Raw genomic sequence first — 19,865 nt, 5'->3', positions numbered from 1 at the left:
CCCGGTAACACCTTCCTGACACAGGCCTAATGATGTTTACAGTAATGTAACCTTCCCGTAAAATGCCCGCACACTTTAAACGCCACCAGACTCCGTGGAATTGAGGTCGTTAAATGAGACTCGGGAAATACAATAAAAGTTTGGGATGGTTGTCATTATTCGCGGGCACTGTATTACTCAGTGGCTGCGATTCTGCACTACTAGACCCCAAAGGACAGATTGGACTGGAACAACGTTCACTGATATTGACGGCTTTTGGCCTGATGTTGATTGTGGTTATTCCTGCCATTTTGATGGCTGTTGGTTTCGCCTGGAAGTATCGTGCGAGCAATAAAGATGCGAAGTATAGCCCTAACTGGTCACACTCCAATAAAGTGGAAGCTGTGGTCTGGACGGTTCCTATTCTGATCATCCTGTTCCTTGCCGTACTGACCTGGAAAACCACTCACGCACTTGAGCCAAGCAAACCGCTGGTTCACGATGAGAAACCTATTACCATTGAAGTGGTCTCCATGGACTGGAAATGGTTCTTCATCTATCCAGAGCAGGGTATTGCTACCGTGAATGAAATCGCCTTCCCGGCGAACACTCCGGTTCAGTTCAAAGTGACCTCCAACTCCGTAATGAACTCCTTCTTCATCCCACGTCTGGGTAGCCAGATTTACGCGATGGCCGGTATGCAGACCAACCTGCACCTGATCGCGAATGAAGCAGGCACCTATGATGGTATCTCCGCCAGCTATAGCGGCCCGGGCTTCTCAGGTATGAAGTTCAAAGCTATTGCGACGCCAGACCGTGCCGCTTTCGACCAGTGGGTTGAAAAAGCGAAGCAGTCTCCAAACACCATGTCTGACATGGCGGCGTTCGAAAAAGTGGCTGCACCAAGCGAATACAACAAGGTGGAGTACTTCTCTAATGTGAAACCAGATTTGTTCAAAGACGTTATTGGCAAATTTATGGATCACGGCAAGAGCATGGACATGACCCAGCCTGAAGGCGAGCACAGCGCGCACGAAGGTATGGAAGGCATGGACATGAGCCACGCGGAAACCGCTCACTAAGGGGCCGAGGAAGAAAATGTTCGGAAAATTGACACTGGATGCAGTGCCCTACCATGAACCGATTATCGTGGTTACGGTGGCTGCAATTATCATTGGTGGCGCGGCCTTACTGGCCCTGATCACTTACTTCGGTAAGTGGAGCTACCTGTGGAACGAGTGGCTGACTTCGGTTGACCACAAAAAACTCGGTATCATGTACTGCATCGTCGGTATCGTCATGTTAATTCGTGGCTTTGCGGATGCGATCATGATGCGTAGCCAGCAGGCACTCGCTTCTGCGGGTGAAGCCGGCTTCCTGCCACCGCACCACTACGATCAGATCTTTACCGCCCACGGCGTTATCATGATCTTCTTCGTGGCGATGCCGCTGGTTATCGGTCTGATGAACGTTGTCGTTCCGCTGCAAATCGGCGCGCGCGACGTGGCGTTCCCGTTCCTGAACAACCTGAGCTTCTGGTTCACGGTTGTCGGCGTTATCCTGGTTAACCTGTCACTGGGTGTGGGCGAATTCGCGCAGACCGGCTGGCTGGCTTACCCGCCGCTGTCAGGAATTGAGTACAGTCCAGGCGTTGGCGTCGACTACTGGATTTGGGCGCTTCAGCTCTCCGGTGTCGGTACTACCCTGACCGGTATCAACTTCTTCGTGACCATTATCAAGATGCGTGCCCCTGGCATGACCATGTTCAAGATGCCGGTATTTACCTGGGCATCTCTGTGCGCCAACATCCTGATTATTGCCTCCTTCCCAATTCTGACCGTCACCATCGCGCTGCTGACCCTGGACCGCTACCTGGGCACCCATTTCTTCACGAATGATATGGGTGGCAACATGATGATGTACATCAACCTGATTTGGGCCTGGGGTCACCCGGAAGTGTACATTCTGGTTCTGCCTGTGTTCGGTGTGTTCTCCGAAATCGCGGCAACCTTCTCGCGTAAACGTCTGTTTGGTTACACCTCTCTGGTGTGGGCAACCGTGTGTATTACCGTTCTGTCGTTCATCGTTTGGCTGCACCACTTCTTCACCATGGGTGCGGGCGCGAACGTAAACGCCTTCTTCGGTATTACCACCATGATTATCGCCATCCCTACCGGGGTGAAGATCTTCAACTGGCTGTTCACCATGTACCAGGGCCGCATCGTGTTCCACTCAGCAATGCTGTGGACTATCGGCTTCATCGTGACCTTCTCCGTAGGTGGGATGACCGGCGTACTGCTGGCGGTACCAGGCGCTGACTTCGTTCTGCACAACAGCCTGTTCCTGATTGCGCACTTCCATAACGTTATCATCGGTGGCGTGGTCTTCGGCTGCTTCGCTGGCGTAACCTACTGGTGGCCAAAAGCGTTCGGCTTCACGCTGAACGAAAAATGGGGTAAACGCGCGTTCTGGTTCTGGATCATCGGCTTCTTCGTAGCATTTATGCCGCTGTACGTGCTGGGCTTCATGGGTATGACCCGTCGTCTGAGCCAGCAGATCGATCCGCAGTTCCACCCAATGCTGATGGTTGCAGCGGGCGGTGCCGTGCTGATTGCTTGTGGTATCGCGTCTCAGCTGATTCAGTTCTACGTGTCTATTCGCGACCGCGACCAGAATCGTGACCTGACCGGTGACCCATGGGGTGGCCGTACGCTGGAGTGGGCAACCTCTTCTCCACCTCCTTTCTATAACTTTGCCATCGTGCCGCAGGTTCATGAACGCGACGCATTCTGGGAAATGAAAGAAAAAGGTGAAGCGTACAAGCAACCTGCTCATTACGAAGAGATCCACATGCCGAAAAACAGCGGTGCGGGCATTGTGATTGCCGCCTTCGCAACGGTATTTGGTTTCGCAATGATCTGGCACATCTGGTGGATGGCGATTGTTGGCTTCGCCGGCATCGTAATCAGCTGGATTGTGAAGAGCTTTGACGAGGACGTGGACTACTACGTACCAGTCCGTGAAGTTGAGAAGCTGGAAAACCAGCATTTCGACGAGATTTCTAAAGCGGGGCTGAAAAATGGCAACTGATACTCTGGCGCACTCAACTGCCCACGCGCATGAGCATGCGCACCACGATACAGGACCGACCAAAGTCTTCGGTTTCTGGATCTACCTGATGAGCGACTGCATTCTGTTCTGCTGTCTGTTCGCGACCTATGCCGTTCTGGTGAACGGCACGGCGGGCGGCCCGGCTGGCAAGGACATCTTTGAACTGCCGTTCGTTCTGGTTGAAACCGCACTGCTGTTATTCAGCTCCATCACCTACGGCATGGCGGCTATCGCCATGTACAAAAACAACAAGAGCCAGGTTGTGTCCTGGCTGGCGTTGACCTGGCTGTTTGGTGCTGGATTTATCGGGATGGAAATCTATGAATTCCATCACCTGATCATGGAAGGCTTCGGCCCGGATCGCAGTGGCTTCCTGTCAGCGTTCTTCGCGCTGGTCGGTACCCACGGTCTGCACGTCACCTCCGGTCTGATCTGGATGGCAGTACTGATGTTCCAGATTTCCCGTCGCGGCCTGACCAGTACTAACCGTACCCGTATCCTGTGCCTGAGCCTGTTCTGGCACTTCCTGGACGTGGTGTGGATCTGTGTGTTCTCTGTTGTATATCTGATGGGGGCGATGTAATGAGTCATTCAAACGATCATGGCGCTTCCCACGGTAGCGTAAAAACCTACATGACAGGTTTCATCCTGTCGATCATCCTGACGGTGATCCCGTTCTGGATGGTGATGAGCGGTTCTGCGTCTAAGCCGGTTATTCTGGGTGCAATCCTGGTGACCGCGGTGATTCAGATTCTGGTGCATCTGGTTTGCTTCCTGCACATGAACACCAAGTCCGATGAAGGCTGGAATATGACCGCCTTTATCTTTACCGTGATTATCATCGCTATCCTGGTAGTCGGTTCCATCTGGATTATGTGGAACCTCAACTACAACATGATGGTTCACTAAGAGCGGCGAGTATGTTTAAGCAATACCTGCAAGTAACGAAACCAGGCATCATCTTTGGCAACCTGATCTCCGTGATCGGAGGGTTCCTGCTGGCCTCTAAGGGCAGCATTGATTACACCCTCTTTATCTACACGCTGGTCGGTGTGTCACTGGTTGTTGCGTCCGGTTGTGTATTTAACAACTACATCGACATGGATATCGACAAGAAGATGGAAAGGACCAAAAATCGGGTGCTGGTGAAAGGCCTGATCGCCCCTTCCGTCTCGCTGGTGTACGCCACCTTGCTGGGTATTGCTGGCTTTATGCTGCTGTGGTTTGGTGCTAACCCGCTGGCCTGCTGGCTGGGGGTGATGGGGTTCGTGGTGTATGTGGGCGTCTACAGCCTGTATATGAAACGCCACTCCGTCTACGGCACGCTGATTGGTTCTCTCTCCGGCGCTGCGCCGCCGGTGATTGGCTACTGCGCGGTCACGAACGAGTTCGACAGCGGTGCGCTGATCCTGCTGGCTATCTTTAGCCTGTGGCAGATGCCGCACTCCTATGCCATCGCGATTTTCCGCTTTAAGGATTATCAGGCAGCGAACATCCCGGTTCTGCCGGTCGTGAAGGGCATTTCAGTTGCCAAGAACCACATCACGCTGTACATCATCGCCTTTGCCGTGGCAACGCTGATGCTCTCTCTGGGCGGTTACGCCGGATATAAATATCTGGCGGTAGCGGCCGCGGTGAGCGTCTGGTGGCTCGGTATGGCGCTGCGCGGTTACAAAGTGGAAGATGACAAAGTCTGGGCGCGCAAGCTGTTTGTGTTCTCGATTGTGGCCATCACCTCGCTATCGGTGATGATGTCCGTGGACTTCATGGTGCCGGATTCGCACAACCTGCTGACTTACGTCTGGTAAGCCAAACAGGTCAATAAAAGGGTGCTTCGGCACCCTTTTTTATTCACTGAATCTACTAATAACGCATGTAATATTTGTTAAATAACCCTTTATTTACCCCGCCCCTTCCCCGCACTACACTATGGCCTGCTTTTGAACTGAGGTGGTAATGAACGATTATAAAATGACGCCAGGCGAGCTACGCGCGACCTGGGGCTTAGGGACTGTCTTCTCGCTACGGATGCTTGGCATGTTTATGGTCCTGCCTGTTCTGACCACGTACGGTATGGCGCTGCAGGGGGCCAGCGAGGCGCTGATTGGGCTCGCGATCGGCATCTACGGCCTGGCGCAGGCGGTCTTCCAGATCCCCTTTGGCCTGCTCTCTGACCGGGTGGGCAGAAAGCCGCTGATCGTCGGCGGGCTGCTGGTCTTTGTGCTCGGAAGCGTGATTGCCGCCCTCTCCCACTCCATCTGGGGGATTATTCTTGGCCGCGCCCTGCAAGGGTCCGGCGCGATTGCCGCCGCGGTGATGGCGCTACTCTCAGACTTAACCCGCGAGCAAAACCGCACCAAAGCGATGGCGTTCATCGGCGTGAGCTTTGGCGTGACGTTTGCGATTGCCATGGTGCTGGGCCCCATCATTACGCACACGTTGGGTCTGCACGCCCTGTTCTGGATGATTGCCGTGCTGGCAACCATCGGTATTGCCTTAACCCTGTGGGTCGTGCCGGACAGCAAGAACCACGTTCTGAACCGTGAATCCGGCATGGTAAAAGGCTGCTTCAGCAAAGTGATTGTTGAGCCGCGCCTGCTTAAGCTGAATTTTGGCATTATGTGCCTGCACATCCTGCTGATGTCGACCTTTGTCGCTCTGCCCGGCCAGCTTGCCGCAGCGGGTTTCCCGGCGGCTGAGCACTGGAAAATCTATCTGGTCACGATGCTGATTTCGTTTGTCTCCGTCGTGCCGTTCATCATCTACGCCGAAGTGAAGCGCAAAATGAAGCGCGTCTTCGTGGGCTGCGTGGCGGTCCTGCTGATTGCCGAAATTGTGCTCTGGGGTGCCGGTCCGCACTTCTGGGAACTGATTGCCGGCGTACAGCTGTTTTTCCTGGCCTTTAACCTGATGGAAGCGCTGCTGCCGTCGCTGATCAGCAAAGAGTCCCCCGCCGGATATAAAGGCACCGCGATGGGCATCTACTCCACCAGCCAGTTTCTCGGCGTGGCGATCGGCGGCTCGCTCGGCGGCTGGGTGGACGGCCTGTTTGATTCACAAACCGTGTTTCTCGCCGGTGCGCTACTGGCGACGGTCTGGCTGCTGGTCGCCAGCACCATGAAAGAGCCGCGCTACGTGAGCAGCCTGCGTGTAGAAATCCCGGATAATGTGGAAATCAGCGATTCGCTTAAGCAGCGTCTTGAAGCAAAAGAGGGTGTAACAGAGGTGCTCATTGTCCCGGAAGAGCGCAGCGCTTACGTCAAAATAGACAGTAAAATGACCAACCGCTTCGAAGTCGAGCAGGCGCTCAAAGCGTGAAAAAAAGCCCGGTTAAACCGGGCTTTTTTATATTAATCGCGGAAGTTTTTAAACTGGAACGGTTGCCCCAGATCGCCGCCGCGCACCAGTGCCATTACGGACTGGAGATCATCGCGGGACTTACCGGTCACGCGAATTTCTTCGCCCTGGATCTGCGCCTGCACCTTCAGCTTGCTGTCTTTAATGAGCTTAACGATCTTCTTCTGCACCGCGCTCTCGATGCCCTGCTTCAGCCTGGCTTCCACAAACCAGTTTTTACCGCTGTGCACAAACTCTTCCGGCACGTCCAGAGACGTCCCTTCGATACCGCGTTTTAACAGCTTGGCGCGCAGAATGTCGAGCAGCTGATTCACCTGGAAGTCAGACTCGCTCAGCACCTTAATGGTCTTATTTGCGTCGTTCAGCTCAAACGACGCCTCAACGCCGCGAAAATCGAAACGTGACTCAACTTCGCGGGTTGCGTTCTCAACGCCGTTGCGAACTTCCTGGATATCAACTTCGGAAACAATATCGAAAGATGGCATCTTTTCTTCTCCCTTCACTTTTGTTGCGTTGCATAATACCCGCTACGAGGCATAACTCAACAGAAGCTTAGCTGTATAATTAAGCTGTAACACCTGGCGCAGTTGCAGGTGAGGAGGAACAATGAAAATTACGGTGCTCGGATGCGGAGCGCTTGGTCAGCTGTGGCTGACCGCGCTGTGCAAGCACGGACATGAGGTTCAGGGCTGGCTGCGCGTGCCCCAGCCCTATTGCAGTGTAAACCTGATTGGTGAAGACGGAAGCATCTTTAACGAATCCCTCACCGCGAACGATCCTGACTTCCTGGCGCAAAGCGACCTTTTACTGGTGACGCTCAAAGCGTGGCAGGTCTCAGACGCGGTAAAAACGCTGGCCGCGCAGCTCCCCTCCACTTCCCCCATTCTGCTGCTGCATAACGGCATGGGGACGCTTGATGAGCTGAAAAACGTCCCGCAGCCCCTGCTGATGGCGACGACCACGCACGCTGCGCGTCGCGACGGCAACATCATCGTGCATGTCGCCAGCGGCGTGACGCACATCGGGCCCGCCAGAACTCAGGATGGAGATTACAGCTATCTTGCCGATGTGCTGCAGAAGGTGCTGCCGGACGTCGCCTGGCACAACAACATCCGCCCTCAGCTGTGGCGCAAGCTGGCGGTAAACTGCGTAATCAATCCGCTGACGGCGCTGTGGAACTGCCCGAACGGAGAGCTGAAAAATCATCCGCAGGACGTTGCCATGCTGTGTGCGGAAGTCGCGGCGGTCGTTGGGCGGGAAGGCCTGCATACCTCGGCCGACGATTTGCGCTGCTATGTCGAGCAGGTCATTGAGAGCACGGCAGAAAACATCTCCTCGATGCTGCAGGATGTTCGGGCATTACGCCACACGGAGATCGACTACATCACCGGCTATCTGTTAAAACGCGCCCGCGCGCACGGTATAGCCGTGCCGGAAAACGCCCGTCTGTATGACCTGGTTAAACGTAAGGAGAGTGAATATGAGCGCGTCAGCACTGATCTGCCTCGCCCCTGGTAGCGAAGAGATGGAAGCGGTCACCACCATTGATTTGATGGTGCGCGGCGGCATTAAGGTCACCACCGCCAGCGTCGCCAGCGACGGTAATCTGGCAATCACCTGCTCGCGCGGGGTGAAAATCCTTGCGGATGCCCCCCTTGTTCAGGTGGCTGACGGCGATTACGACATCATCGTTCTGCCCGGCGGCTTAAAAGGCGCGGAATGTTTTCGCGACAGTCCGCTGCTGGTCGAGACCGTGCGTCAGTTTCATTTATCCGGCCGCATCGTCGCGGCAATCTGTGCCGCCGCCGGAACGGTTCTGATTCCGCACGATATCTTCCCCATCGGCAACATGACCGGTTTCCCAGGGCTCAAGGATACGATCCCGGAAGAGCACTGGGTTGATAAACGCGTCGTCTGGGATCCGCGCGTCAACCTGCTGACCAGCCAGGGGCCAGGCACCGCGATTGATTTTGGCTTAAAGATTATTGACCTGCTGGTCGGGCGCGAGAAAGCGTACGAAGTAGCGTCATCGCTGGTGATGCCTGCGGGGATTTATAATTATTACGAATAGGTGTTCTCCCTCACCCTGTGGGAGAGGGGCGGAGGCAACAGGTCGCCCCCGCCCTGCAATAAACTACGGGCGATACACCTTCACATTCGCAAAGCCCTGCTCGCGCAGATACAGCGCCTGCAGTCGGCTCATCACCCCACGCTCACACCACAGCAGATAGGTTTTGCTCTGGTCGAGGTCGCCAAATTTGGTGCTCAGCTTGTAGAACGGCAGAGAAACCACTTCGACGCCTTCAACCTGCAGCGGCTTGTCATCCTGCTCATCAATGGAGCGAATATCCAGAATTGCATCGTTAGCGCCGAAACCGCTCACGGTTTCAACTTCAACGACTTCCTGCTCGGTCTGCTGGGCAATCTCGCGGATGTCGATGTTGGAGGCTTCCTCCACCACTTTTTCCAGAATGCTGAAATCGAAGTTCTCTTCTTCCGCTTCGATCTTCGCCTTCACCGCCTTCACCGTTGGGCTTTTTGAGATCACGCCGCAGTATTCCGGCATGGTGCGGGCAAAATCTTCGGTGCCGATTTCGCGCGCCAGGTCGATGATGTGCTCTTTGTCGTGGGAGATCAGCGGACGCAGGATCAGCGTATCAGACACGTTGTCGATAAGACGCAGGTTGGTCAGCGTCTGGCTGGATACCTGGCCCAGCGCTTCACCGGTGACCAGCGCCTGCACGCCGTAGCGCTCGGCAACTTTGGACGCCGCACGCACCATCATACGCTTCAGCACCACGCCCATCTGGCCGTCGTCGACTTTCTCGAGGATTTCACCCACGACCGGCTCAAAGTTGATCGCCACGAAACGCACGCGGTGGGAACTGCCGAAGCGGTTCCACAGATAATGCGCGACCTGACGAACGCCGATTTCGTGCGCCGCGCCGCCCAGGTTGAAGAAGCAGTAGTGCACGCGGCAGCCGCGACGCATCAGCATATAGCTGGAGACGCCGGAGTCGAAGCCGCCGGAGATGAGGGACAGGACGTCTTCCTGGGTGCCGATCGGGAAGCCGCCGATACCTTCATAGCGCCCTTTCACCAGCAGCAGGCGATCGTTTTCGATCTCCAGGTTCACGGTCACGTCCGGGTTGGTCAGACGAACGCGCGCCGTTTCAACGTGCTGGTTCAAACCGCCGCCAACGTAACGTTCCACTTCAATAGAGCTGAACTCGTGCTTGCCGCGACGCTTCACGCGCACGCAGAAGGTTTTGCCTTCGATCTGATCGCGGTACTGGACCAGCGCTTTCTCGAAGATGTCGTGCATATCGCTGAACGGAACATCTTCCACTTCCAGGATATGGTGGATCCCCGGAATACGGGTCAGCGCGTCGCGAATATCCTGACGTTTATTTTCGTCTTTGGCGCGTACTTCAACGTGGTCCCAGTGGCGCACCACGGCGAGGGTTTCGTCGTAGTGCTTTAATACGTTACGAATGTTCCCGGTGAGAATTTTAATAAAGCGCAAACGCACAGATTGGCTTTTGATGGTGATTTCAGGGAACAATTTAATGATAAACTTCATGGCGGCAATGTTTCTTAGGCAAGCGTATTAAGGCTTGTAATGGAAAAGAGTACAGCAGCCCACACCCGTGGCTGCATCCAGGCGCGCAAGTATACCACCATCGCGCCGCTCCTGTGCACATTGCGCGTTATTTGATAATTGCCCTGAGTCCGTTACCATGTCGGGGCTGAGAATATAAGAGTCAATTCACTATGCCGAAGAAGAACGACGCACCGGCCAGTTTCGAAACTGCGCTGAGTGAACTGGAGCAAATCGTTACCCGTCTTGAGAGCGGCGATCTCCCGCTGGAAGAGGCGCTCAATGAATTCGAGCGTGGCGTGCAGCTGGCGCGCCAGGGGCAGGTCAAACTGCAGCAGGCCGAGCAGCGCGTGCAGATCCTGCTTTCCGACAGCGAAGACGCGAAAACCACGCCTTTCACACCGGACGCCGAGTAAATGGATTTTGCCATCGAGCTTCAGGCGCGTGTCGTACGCGCCAACGACGCCCTGCGCCGTTTTATTGCGCCACAGCCTTTTCAGAACACTCCACTGGTTGAAGCCATGCACTATGGCGCACTCTTGGGTGGAAAGCGCCTGCGCCCGTTCCTGGTGTACGCCACAGGCAATATGTTTGGCATCAGCGACAACACGCTGGACGCCCCGGCAGCCGCCGTGGAGTGCATCCACGCCTACTCGCTGATCCACGACGATCTCCCGGCCATGGACGACGACGATTTGCGTCGGGGTCAACCCACCTGCCATATCAAGTTTGGCGAGGCGAATGCCATTCTGGCGGGTGATGCCCTGCAAACGCTGGCATTCTCGATTTTGAGCGATGCACCGATGGCGGAAGTGGCCGACCGCGACCGCCTGGCGATGATCTCCGAGCTGGCAATGGCCAGCGGCGTGGCCGGCATGTGCGGCGGACAGGCGCTGGATCTTGAAGCGGAAGGTCGTCAGGTTAATCTGGAACAGCTGGAGCGTATTCATCGCCATAAAACAGGGGCGTTGATTCGTTCCGCCGTTCGCCTGGGCGCGCTGAGCGCGGGTGAACAAGGGCGCAAAGCCCTGCCGATTCTGGACAGATACGCAGAAAGTATCGGTCTGGCATTCCAGGTTCAGGATGACATTCTGGATGTGGTGGGCGATACTGCAACATTGGGTAAACGTCAGGGTGCGGACCAGCAGCTTGGCAAAAGTACCTACCCCGCCCTGCTGGGCCTTGAGCAAGCCCAACGTAAAGCCCGGGATCTGATTGACGACGCCCGCCAGTCGCTAAATGAACTGGCCGCGCAATCGCTGGATATCTCGGCACTGGAAGCGCTAGCGGACTATATAATCCAGCGTAATAAATAAACTATATATCTCGATGAGCCTTTGATGAGTTTTGATATTGCCAAATACCCGACACTGGCGTTAGTTGACTCCACCCAGGAGTTACGTCTGTTGCCGAAAGAGAGCCTGCCGAAGCTGTGCGACGAGCTGCGTCGCTACCTGCTCGACAGCGTAAGCCGCTCCAGCGGCCATTTCGCCTCCGGGCTTGGCACGGTAGAGCTGACCGTGGCGCTGCACTACGTCTATAACACGCCGTTCGATCAGCTGATCTGGGACGTGGGGCACCAGGCTTATCCGCACAAAATTCTGACCGGACGTCGCGATAAAATTGGCACCATTCGTCAGAAAGGCGGCCTGCACCCGTTCCCGTGGCGCGGTGAGAGCGAGTATGACGTGCTGAGCGTCGGCCACTCTTCCACCTCCATTTCTGCGGGCATCGGGATTGCCGTTGCCGCCGAGAAAGAGAACAAGCAGCGCCGCACCGTCTGCGTGATTGGCGACGGCGCCATCACCGCAGGGATGGCCTTCGAAGCCATGAACCACGCGGGCGACATCAAGCCGGACATGCTGGTTATCCTTAACGATAACGAAATGTCGATTTCCGAGAACGTCGGCGCGCTGAACAACCATCTGGCGCAGCTGCTCTCCGGCAAGCTTTACTCCTCGCTGCGCGAAGGCGGCAAGAAAGTCTTCTCCGGCGTACCGCCGATTAAAGAGCTGCTCAAGCGTACCGAAGAACACATCAAAGGCATGGTCGTGCCGGGCACCCTGTTTGAAGAGCTGGGCTTTAACTATATTGGCCCGGTTGACGGTCACGACGTGCTGGGCCTGGTGACCACGCTCAAGAACATGCGCGACCTGAAAGGCCCGCAGTTCCTGCATATCATGACTAAAAAAGGGCGCGGTTACGAACCGGCGGAAAAAGATCCGATCACCTTCCACGCGGTGCCGAAATTCGACCCGTCCAGCGGCTGTCTGCCAAAAAGCAGCGGCGGCATGCCGAGCTATTCAAAAATCTTCGGCGACTGGCTATGCGAAACCGCAGCCAAAGACAACAAGCTGATGGCTGTGACGCCTGCCATGCGTGAAGGCTCCGGCATGGTGGAGTTCTCCAGAAAATACCCTGACCAGTATTTTGACGTTGCCATTGCCGAGCAGCATGCGGTGACGTTTGCAGCGGGCCTGGCCATTGGCGGCTACAAGCCGGTTGTCGCTATCTATTCCACCTTCCTGCAGCGCGCCTACGATCAGGTGATCCACGACGTGGCGATTCAGAAGCTGCCGGTACTGTTTGCTATCGATCGTGCGGGCATCGTCGGTGCCGACGGCCAGACGCACCAGGGCGCGTTTGATCTGTCGTTCCTGCGCTGTATTCCGGATATGGTTGTCATGACGCCAAGCGACGAGAACGAATGTCGTCAGATGCTGTTTACCGGCTACCACTATCAGGATGGCCCAAGCGCCGTTCGCTACCCGCGCGGCAATGCGGTGGGCGTTGAGCTTCAGCCGCTGGAAAAACTGCCGATCGGTAAAGGTCTGGTGAAGCGTCGCGGTGAAAAAGTGGCGATCCTGAACTTCGGCACGCTGATGCCAGAGGCGGCTAAAGCGGCTGAAGCGTTGAATGCCACCCTGGTGGACATGCGCTTTGTGAAGCCGCTCGACGACTCTCTGATCCTGAGTATGGCTGAGACGCATGACGTGCTGGTCACGCTGGAAGAAAACGCCATCATGGGCGGCGCGGGCAGCGGCGTGAACGAGGTACTGATGGCGAACCGTAAAGCCGTGCCGGTGCTGAACCTCGGCCTGCCGGATCACTTCATTCCGCAAGGTACTCAGGACGAAGCCCGTGCGGCTATTGGCCTGGACGCCGCCGGTATCGAAGCCAAAATCCGTACCTGGCTGGACTGACCCCTCCCCCTTTTCCGCTCCTGCTATGCTTAAACCTGGTGTTTAAACAGCAGGAGCGGAACCGTGCAATACACAACATTAGGAAAAACGGACCTTAAGGTTTCCCGACTTTGTCTGGGATGCATGACCTTTGGCGAGCCCGATCGGGGAAACCACGCCTGGACGCTGCCGGAAGAGAGCAGCCGTCCGATTATCAAACGCGCCATCGAGGGCGGCATTAACTTCTTTGACACCGCCAACAGCTACTCCGACGGCAGCAGCGAGGAGATTGTCGGCCGCGCCCTGCGCGATTTTGCCCGTCGGGATGACATCGTCGTCGCCACCAAGGTCTTCTATCCGTCAGGCGACCTGTCTCAGGGACTTTCTCGCGCCCAGATCCTTCGCTCCATTGATGACAGCCTCAGACGTCTGAACATGGATTACGTCGATCTGCTGCAAATTCACCGCTGGGATTACAGCACGCCAGTCGAGGAGACGCTTGAGGCGCTCAACGACGTGGTCAAAGCCGGGAAAGCTCGCTACATCGGCGCGTCGTCTATGCACGCGTCGCAGTTTGCCCAGGCGCTGGCTCTCCAGGCGCAGCACGGCTGGGCGCGATTTGTCACCATGCAGGATCACTACAATCTGATCTATCGTGAAGAAGAACGCGAGATGCTGCCGCTGTGCCATCAGGAGGGCGTGGCGGTGATCCCGTGGAGTCCGCTGGCGCGCGGCCGCCTGACCCGTCCATGGGGGGAAACCACGGCTCGCCTGGTATCGGATGAAGTGGGAAAAAATCTTTATTCCGGTACAGAAGCCAGCGATGCGCTAATTGCCGAACGGTTAGCCGGAATTGCCGACGATACCGGTGCCACTCGCGCCCAGGTAGCGCTGGCTTGGCTGCTGGGCAAGCGCGGGGTCGCGGCACCGATTATTGGAACGTCGCGGGAAGAACAGCTGGATGAGCTGCTGAATGCGGTGGATATCACGCTGACGCCAGAGCAGATTGCCGAGCTGGAGACGCCGTATCAGCCGCATCCGGTGGTGGGGTTTAAGTAAGCCCTGCCACAGAGAAAGGGAACAAAACACATAGGCCGGGTAAGGCGAAGTTGCCACCCGGCAAAAGCTTACGCGAAGTGATCGTACCCTTTCCAGTCCAGCGTGACGGGCGCGCCGTCTTTCACAAACTTCAGCCCTTCGCTCTCCGGCATGATCTGACCGATGCAGGTGAATTTCGCGCCGAGATGCGCTAACGCCACGTCCAGCGTTCCACGGTTGAGCTCAGGCACCGTGAAGCACAACTCATAGTCTTCACCACCGGAGAGCGCCCAGCGCAGGGCCTGCTCAGGCTCCACATGGCGAAGCAGCTGCTCAGACAGCGGGAAGAGATCCAGGTCAACGCGCGCACCTACGCCGCTGGCCTTCAGGATATGGCCGAGATCGGAGATCAGCCCGTCAGAGAGATCGATAGCCGAGCTTGCCCGTTCGCGCAGCGCCTGGCCGTGCAAAATACGCGGCGTTGGCCGCAGATGGCGTTTCACCAGATACGCCGCATCGTCAGCATCTTCAACCGTTAAACGATTTTGAAGGATCGCCAGCCCTGCCGCGCTATCGCCCGGCGTACCGGTCACGTAGATCCAGTCGCCGGGTTTTGCGCCTGAACGCTTCAGCGCGCGGCCAAGCGGCACGTAGCCGTGGATCGCCAGCGTCATCGACAGCGGCCCGGCAGTCGTGTCGCCGCCAATCAGCTGCATATCGTAATAGCTAAGCTGCTCAAAAAGCGCATCGCTAAAGGCTTCCAGCCAGGCTTCATCTACCTCTGGCAGCGTCAGAGCCAGCGTTAGCCACGCGGGATCGGCCCCCATCGCCGCCAGATCGCTGACGTTAACCGCCAGGGCTTTATACGCCAGATCGGCAGGATCGATATCCGGTAAGAAATGACGGCCGCACACCAGAGTGTCGGTGCTGATTGCCAGCGTCTGTTTTTCGGGAATATTGAGAAGTGCACAGTCATCGCCAATGCCGGTTTCAACATCAAGACGAGAGGTTCTGACACGGTCGAAATAACGGGCAATCAGGGAGAATTCGCCGCATGCCATACGTTATGCCTCAGCAAATAAAAGAAAAAACCGGAGCCGCACTGCCCGTCAGGCAATGCAGGACTCCGGTTTGCGGATCACTTTTTGTGGGGACGGATCGCAGGTGCTGCTTTATCAAGTACGCCGTTTACAAACTTGTGGCTGTCTTCAGCGCCGAAGGTTTTCGCCAGCTCGATCGCTTCGTTGATGGCCACTTTATACGGCACATCATCACGTTTAGACAGCTCAAACAGCGCGATACGCAACACTGCTTTTTCCACCTGACCCAGCTCTTCGAGCAGACGGGACAGGTATGGCTTCATCAGGCCATCGAGATACGCGCTATTAGTCGCCACTCCCGACAGCAGTTCACGGAAGTACAGAACGTCAACGTCTTTCACGTCCTGTTCTGACAGGAACTGGTATTCAACATCAGAGATGTCGTTCTGGGACAACTGCCAGGAGTAAAGTGCCTGGACGGCACATTCACGGGCGCGGCGACGAGCAGCAGGTTTCACGGAATTCCCCTTACAAAAAAATCAGGCCTTGATGGCTTTCAATACATTGATCATTTCAAGCGCGGTCAGTGCAGCTTCTGCACCTTTGTTACCGGCTTTGGTGCCAGCACGTTCGATGGCTTGTTCAATACTTTCGGTGGTCAGCACGCCGAACGCGACAGGAATTTCAGCATCCTGCGCAACGTGTGCCAGACCGTTGCTTGCACCGCCCGCAACGTATTCGAAGTGCGCAGTGCCGCCACGAATAACGGTACCCAGCGCAATCACCGCGTCGTATTTACCGGTTTTCGCCAGCGCGCCCGCCGCCAGCGGCAGTTCGTAAGCGCCTGGAACCCAAACAACGGTAATATTGTCATCTTTAACCTGGCCGATACGTTTCAGGGCGTCAATCGCACCTTCCAGCAGGCTGTCGTTGATGAAGTTGTTGAAACGCGCAATGGTGATGGCGACGCGAGCGTCCGGGGTAGCTACAGCAGCTTCAATAATGTTCATACTCTTCCTTTACGGGTTCATTTGGCCCCGCAGGGGGGCGGATTTTATCATAATACTTTGCGCACTGCTTCCCTATTTCAGGAGCAATTACGCTGTCGTTAGGTGGAGGCAGACATCCGGGCCTACCGGACGAATCTCGCTAAATTTGAGTTGCGGTGCGTCGGCCAGTTTTTCAAGGCCGGGCAGCACAAACAGGCCGCGCGCGTCGTGACCTAACAGTTTAGGCGCAACGTAAACAATCAGCTCATCCACTAGCCCGGCCTGTAAAAGCGCACCGGCGAGCGTTGGCCCCGCTTCAACCCAGATGCTGTTCACCTGCTGCTTGCCGAGCAGCATCATCAGCACCACCAGATCCAGATGACCGTTATGCTCCGGCACCATAATACTGCGCACGCCTTCCGGCCATTCGCGTGTATCTTCTTTAGTGCGGGCAATCCAGGTTTCACCCGGCTGCTGGACAATACGGTGCTCCGGCGTCACGCGGTTCTGGCTATCAATGATAATACGCAGCGGCTGACGCAGGTTCTCCTGCGGGTAAAGCGTCTGAGTATCCGCATTCAGCTCGTCCCAGCGCACGGTCATGGCCGGATCGTCAGCCAGAACGGTTTCACTGCTGGTGAGAATAGCATGGCTTTGCGCGCGAAGACGTTGCACATCGCGCCTTGCCTGTGGTGACGTGATCCACTGGCTTTCGCCGTTTGCCATCGCCGTACGACCGTCCAGCGAGGCGCCCAGCTTAAGCTGAATATACGGGAACCCCGTGCGCATGCGCTTCAGAAAGCCTTTGTTGATCGCTTCCGCGTCCTGCATCATCAGCCCATGGCTGACGTCAATGCCTTCCTGCTGCAGGCGATACAGGCCGCGCCCGGCAACCTGTGGATTCGGGTCCTGCATCGCAGCGACCACGCGCGACACGCCCGCCGCAATCAGCGCTTCACAGCACGGCGGCGTGCGTCCGTGATGGCTGCAGGGCTCCAGCGTAACGTAGGCTGTGGCACCGCGCGCCTTCTCACCGGCCATGCGCAACGCATGGACCTCGGCATGCGGCTCGCCGGCACGATAGTGAAATCCTTCCCCTACGATCTCGCCATCTTTAACGATAACGCACCCGACGTTCGGGTTGGGATGGGTGGTAAAACGACCGCGCTGCGCCAGCTTCATGGCTCTCGCCATGTAAATCTCATCCTGCATGAGCTTAATCCTGTAAGCGGGCGATCTCTTCGCCAAACTCTTTGATGTCTTCGAAGCTGCGGTAGACCGAGGCGAAGCGGATATAGGCGACCTTATCGAGCTTTTTCAGCTGCTCCATCACAAGGTTGCCGATCATTTTGCTCGGCACTTCACGCTCACCCAAACCACGAAGGTAAGATTTTATGTGGTTTAACGCCATCTCAACGTCATCCGCGCTGACAGGGCGTTTTTCCAGGGCCTTCAGCATCCCGCTGCGCAGTTTCTCTTCGTTAAACGGCTCGCGCACGTCGTTGCTTTTTACCACGCGCGGCATTACCAGCTCTGCAACCTCAAAGGTCGTGAAACGCTCGTTGCACACCAGACACTGCCGACGACGGCGTACGGATGACCCTTCGCCCACAAGACGAGAGTCGATGACTTTGGTATCCACAGCGGAGCAGAATGGGCAATGCATACGGTATCCCTGTTATGTGGTTAACTAATTTTCATTTTACCCTGATCTGGCCTGACAACAAAGGAAGAGCTTTTTGAGACAAAGGATCTATGTCTGACACGTTGAGGCTGGCTACCATTAAGGCGATCCGTTATTTCAAGGAAATAAACGCAATGACAAGACGTTACCTGAAGATTTTGCTGGTGGGGAGCCTCTTCACCCTTAGCGCCTGTGCACAGCAAACCGAAGTTCGCCAGATGAAACAAAGCGTCAACACGCTCAATACGGCGATGGACAAACTGAATAAAGAAACGGTGAAGATCACCCAACAAAACGCGCTGAACGCAAAATCCAGCAGCGGGGTGTATCTGCTGCCTGGTGCCAATACGCCTGCGCGGCTCAACAGCCAGATTGGCACGCTTAAAATGTCACTGGTGAACGTTGCGGCGAATGCAGATGGTACTCGCGCAACATTACGCATCCAGGGAGAATCCAACGATCCGCTTCCGGCCTTCAGTGGCACCGTCGAGTGGGGCCAGATCCAGGGCACAACCGAGAGCTATCAGGAAGTGAATGTGAAGAACCAGTTGTTCACTGCTCCCGCGAGTATACTGGCGCCCAGCGATGTTGATATCCCGCTTCAGCTGAGTGGACTCACGCCAGATCAGTTAGGTTTTATCCGCATCCACGATATCCAGCCCGCCGCGCAGTAACCCCCTCCTTCAACGGAGTGCAATGTCACTCCGCTAACATTTACATTTCGTATGGATTGGCAACATAAATGATTGCCGCTACAATCCCGCCCGTTTAAAGTACGCAAACGTGAACGCAATCGATTACGCGTGTGAGAGATATGTGAAACAACACATATTTTTGTGAGCAGGGATTCCTATAATAGGCACCGCAGAAACACGAAATATTTAGAAACGCAATTCGCGCATTTTTCACTCCCGGAAGGGAATTTCAATCAGTGGCATGATTATGAAAAAAACATTACTTGCAGCCGGCGCCGTGCTGGCACTTTCCTCCTCTTTCACTGTTAACGCAGCGGAAAACGATAAACCACAATATCTCTCCGACTGGTGGCACCAGAGCGTTAACGTCGTGGGCAGCTACCACACCCGTTTCGGACCACAGATCCGCAACGATACCTACCTGGAGTACGAAGCGTTCGCCAAGAAAGACTGGTTTGATTTCTACGGCTATATGGATGCACCGGTATTCTTCGGCGGTAACACCGACGCGAAAGGTATCTGGAACCACGGTTCCCCACTGTTCATGGAAATTGAACCACGCTTCTCTATTGATAAACTGACCGGTACCAGCCTGGCGTTTGGTCCGTTCAAAGAGTGGTACTTCGCGAACAACTACATCTACGACATGGGCCGCAATAAGTCTGGTCGCCAGAGCACCTGGTACATGGGTCTGGGTACGGACATCGATACCGGCCTGCCAATGAGCCTGTCTCTGAACGTGTATGCTAAGTACCAGTGGCAGAACTACGGCGCCGCGAACGAAAACGAGTGGGATGGCTACCGTTTCAAAGTGAAATACTTTGTGCCAATTACCCAGCTGTGGGGCGGTAACCTGAGCTATATCGGCTTCACCAACTTTGACTGGGGTTCAGATCTGGGCGACAACGACTTCCGCGACCTGAACGGTAAGAAAGCGCGCACCAACGACTCCATCGCCTCCAGCCACATCCTGGCGCTGAACTACGATCACTGGCACTACTCTGTTGTTGCGCGTTACTGGCACAACGGTGGTCAGTGGAACGACGACGCGAGCCTGAACTTCGGCAACGGCGACTTCAGCGTTCGCTCTACCGGCTGGGGTGGTTACCTGGTTGTGGGTTATAACTTCTAACCTGTGCGGGACTGTGCGGGCTGCTGCCCTCACCCTGACCCTCTCCCACAGGGAGAG

21 protein-coding genes are annotated in these 19,865 nt (G+C 55.8%); 14 read left to right on the top strand and 7 right to left on the bottom strand.

The annotated features are described in order from the left end of the window. The first annotated feature begins 113 nt into the window (after positions 1 to 113). The 6 genes from cyoA (at position 114) to SPG90_RS00635 (ending at position 6,408) form a co-directional block, all read left to right on the top strand. The gene (cyoA, locus tag SPG90_RS00660) at positions 114 to 1,061 is read left to right on the top strand and encodes a cytochrome o ubiquinol oxidase subunit II (RefSeq protein WP_014882770.1); all 948 of its coding nucleotides are present in this window, start codon (positions 114 to 116) and stop codon (positions 1,059 to 1,061) included. Between the two features lie 16 nt (positions 1,062 to 1,077). After that, complete coding sequence (gene cyoB, locus SPG90_RS00655) at positions 1,078 to 3,069, top strand: cytochrome o ubiquinol oxidase subunit I (protein WP_014168864.1); 1,992 nt, start codon at positions 1,078 to 1,080, stop codon at positions 3,067 to 3,069. Continuing rightward, entirely contained in the window at positions 3,059 to 3,673 is a 615-nt protein-coding gene (locus SPG90_RS00650; RefSeq protein WP_014168863.1) for a cytochrome o ubiquinol oxidase subunit III, read from the top strand. The genes cyoB and SPG90_RS00650 overlap by 11 nt, the downstream gene beginning before the upstream one ends. After that, a complete protein-coding gene (locus tag SPG90_RS00645; protein WP_006176899.1) occupies positions 3,673 to 3,999 on the top strand; it encodes a cytochrome o ubiquinol oxidase subunit IV in 327 nt (108 codons plus the stop codon). Before SPG90_RS00650 ends, SPG90_RS00645 begins: the two co-directional genes overlap by 1 nt. Before the next feature lie 11 nt (positions 4,000 to 4,010). Then, complete coding sequence (cyoE, locus tag SPG90_RS00640; RefSeq protein WP_013095848.1) at positions 4,011 to 4,898, top strand: heme o synthase; 888 nt, start codon at positions 4,011 to 4,013, stop codon at positions 4,896 to 4,898. Between the two features lie 148 nt (positions 4,899 to 5,046). Then, positions 5,047 to 6,408 carry an MFS transporter gene (locus tag SPG90_RS00635; protein ID WP_047173810.1) on the top strand — a complete coding sequence of 454 codons (1,362 nt, stop codon included), beginning with the start codon at positions 5,047 to 5,049 and terminating at the stop codon, positions 6,406 to 6,408. 32 nt (positions 6,409 to 6,440) lie between these two features. Here SPG90_RS00635 and SPG90_RS00630 read toward each other — a convergent pair whose 3' ends face one another. After that, positions 6,441 to 6,932, bottom strand: coding sequence for a YajQ family cyclic di-GMP-binding protein (locus SPG90_RS00630; RefSeq protein ID WP_033144770.1), 492 nt, complete (start codon positions 6,930 to 6,932; stop codon positions 6,441 to 6,443). A gap of 121 nt (positions 6,933 to 7,053) precedes the next feature. On the opposite strand from SPG90_RS00630, the gene panE reads away from it, so the two are divergent. Together panE and yajL are read left to right on the top strand one after the other, a co-directional pair. Next, on the top strand, positions 7,054 to 7,965 hold the full coding sequence (gene panE, locus SPG90_RS00625; protein ID WP_045400674.1) for a 2-dehydropantoate 2-reductase: 912 nt from the start codon (positions 7,054 to 7,056) through the stop codon (positions 7,963 to 7,965). Next, a complete protein-coding gene (gene yajL / locus SPG90_RS00620) occupies positions 7,928 to 8,518 on the top strand; it encodes a protein deglycase YajL (protein ID WP_023310563.1) in 591 nt (196 codons plus the stop codon). The genes panE and yajL overlap by 38 nt, the downstream gene beginning before the upstream one ends. 63 nt (positions 8,519 to 8,581) lie before the next feature. Here the strand turns inward: yajL and thiI are convergent, their stop codons facing one another. Beyond that, positions 8,582 to 10,030, bottom strand: coding sequence for a tRNA uracil 4-sulfurtransferase ThiI (gene thiI / locus SPG90_RS00615; RefSeq protein WP_023310562.1), 1,449 nt, complete (start codon positions 10,028 to 10,030; stop codon positions 8,582 to 8,584). Positions 10,031 to 10,221: 191 nt separating this feature from the next. Between thiI and xseB the strand changes: the two genes are divergently transcribed. From xseB to SPG90_RS00595, 4 genes are all read left to right on the top strand, one after another. Beyond that, positions 10,222 to 10,464, top strand: coding sequence for an exodeoxyribonuclease VII small subunit (gene xseB, locus SPG90_RS00610; RefSeq protein WP_008503331.1), 243 nt, complete (start codon positions 10,222 to 10,224; stop codon positions 10,462 to 10,464). Next, positions 10,465 to 11,364: a (2E,6E)-farnesyl diphosphate synthase gene (ispA, locus tag SPG90_RS00605; RefSeq protein ID WP_064791217.1), complete on the top strand. Its 900-nt coding sequence runs from the start codon at positions 10,465 to 10,467 to the stop codon at positions 11,362 to 11,364. Between the two features lie 24 nt (positions 11,365 to 11,388). Next, positions 11,389 to 13,251, top strand: coding sequence for a 1-deoxy-D-xylulose-5-phosphate synthase (dxs, locus tag SPG90_RS00600; protein ID WP_047173808.1), 1,863 nt, complete (start codon positions 11,389 to 11,391; stop codon positions 13,249 to 13,251). A 63-nt stretch (positions 13,252 to 13,314) separates the two neighbouring features. Further along, a complete protein-coding gene (locus SPG90_RS00595) occupies positions 13,315 to 14,289 on the top strand; it encodes an aldo/keto reductase (RefSeq protein ID WP_064791216.1) in 975 nt (324 codons plus the stop codon). Between the two features lie 68 nt (positions 14,290 to 14,357). On the opposite strand, the gene thiL is transcribed toward SPG90_RS00595, so the two are convergent. From thiL to nrdR, 5 genes are all read right to left on the bottom strand, one after another. Continuing rightward, positions 14,358 to 15,329 (bottom strand): thiamine-phosphate kinase, encoded by a 972-nt coding sequence (gene thiL / locus SPG90_RS00590; RefSeq protein ID WP_033144764.1) that lies wholly within the window; start codon positions 15,327 to 15,329, stop codon positions 14,358 to 14,360. 77 nt (positions 15,330 to 15,406) lie between these two features. Further along, positions 15,407 to 15,826 carry a transcription antitermination factor NusB gene (nusB, locus tag SPG90_RS00585; protein ID WP_024906809.1) on the bottom strand — a complete coding sequence of 140 codons (420 nt, stop codon included), beginning with the start codon at positions 15,824 to 15,826 and terminating at the stop codon, positions 15,407 to 15,409. 21 nt (positions 15,827 to 15,847) lie between these two features. Next, positions 15,848 to 16,318: a 6,7-dimethyl-8-ribityllumazine synthase gene (gene ribE / locus SPG90_RS00580; protein WP_006176874.1), complete on the bottom strand. Its 471-nt coding sequence runs from the start codon at positions 16,316 to 16,318 to the stop codon at positions 15,848 to 15,850. Between the two features lie 87 nt (positions 16,319 to 16,405). Continuing rightward, on the bottom strand, positions 16,406 to 17,509 hold the full coding sequence (gene ribD / locus SPG90_RS00575; RefSeq protein ID WP_047173807.1) for a bifunctional diaminohydroxyphosphoribosylaminopyrimidine deaminase/5-amino-6-(5-phosphoribosylamino)uracil reductase RibD: 1,104 nt from the start codon (positions 17,507 to 17,509) through the stop codon (positions 16,406 to 16,408). 4 nt (positions 17,510 to 17,513) lie between these two features. Next, the gene (gene nrdR / locus SPG90_RS00570; protein WP_008503337.1) at positions 17,514 to 17,963 is read right to left on the bottom strand and encodes a transcriptional regulator NrdR; all 450 of its coding nucleotides are present in this window, start codon (positions 17,961 to 17,963) and stop codon (positions 17,514 to 17,516) included. 152 nt (positions 17,964 to 18,115) lie between these two features. On the opposite strand from nrdR, the gene SPG90_RS00565 reads away from it, so the two are divergent. Both SPG90_RS00565 and SPG90_RS00560 read left to right on the top strand, forming a co-directional pair. After that, a complete protein-coding gene (locus tag SPG90_RS00565; protein ID WP_023310555.1) occupies positions 18,116 to 18,655 on the top strand; it encodes a DUF3251 domain-containing protein in 540 nt (179 codons plus the stop codon). Positions 18,656 to 18,923: 268 nt separating this feature from the next. After that, positions 18,924 to 19,808 carry a nucleoside-specific channel-forming protein Tsx gene (locus SPG90_RS00560; RefSeq protein WP_025756198.1) on the top strand — a complete coding sequence of 295 codons (885 nt, stop codon included), beginning with the start codon at positions 18,924 to 18,926 and terminating at the stop codon, positions 19,806 to 19,808. The last annotated feature ends 57 nt before the right edge of the window (positions 19,809 to 19,865 follow it).

The sequence above is a fragment of the Enterobacter sp. D2 genome (assembly GCF_034427575.1).
Classification (GTDB): domain Bacteria; phylum Pseudomonadota; class Gammaproteobacteria; order Enterobacterales; family Enterobacteriaceae; genus Enterobacter; species Enterobacter cloacae_M.
This window is presented reverse-complemented; position numbering and strand designations above follow the sequence as displayed.